Below are 380 nucleotides of genomic sequence, written 5' to 3'. Positions count from 1 at the left end.
AGCTTGAGCCTGCCCTTGGCGGCCGTGACCAGCACCAGCACGCCCTTGGCGCCCGACAGGTCGATGCCTTCCAGCAGCGGGCAGGCCACGGCCTGCTCGGCGGCGATGCGGGCACGGTCGGGGCCGCTCGCGACGGCGGTGCCCATCATGGCCTTGCCGGGCTCGCCCATCACGGTGCGCACGTCTTCGAAGTCGACGTTCACGTGGCCGTACTCGTTGATGATCTCGGCGATGCCGCCCACGGCGTTCTTCAGCACGTCGTTGGCGTGCGCGAAGGCCTCGTCCTGGGTGATGTCGTCGCCCAGCACTTCCAGCAGCTTCTCGTTGAGCACCACGATCAGGGAGTCGACGTTGGCTTCCAGTTCGGAGAGGCCATTGTC

1 pseudogene is annotated in these 380 nt (G+C 67.4%); it reads right to left on the bottom strand.

Going from position 1 to position 380, the window contains the following annotated elements:
- Window positions 1-380: pseudogene (locus FJV41_RS57780) on the bottom strand (cell division protein FtsZ); the annotation flags it as partial.

Origin of the sequence: Myxococcus llanfairpwllgwyngyllgogerychwyrndrobwllllantysiliogogogochensis (assembly GCF_006636215.1) — a bacterium.
GTDB lineage: Bacteria > Myxococcota > Myxococcia > Myxococcales > Myxococcaceae > Myxococcus > Myxococcus llanfairpwllgwyngyllgogerychwyrndrobwllllantysiliogogogochensis.
Note: the sequence above shows the minus strand (reverse complement) of the source record. Positions and strands in the feature narration are given on the sequence as shown.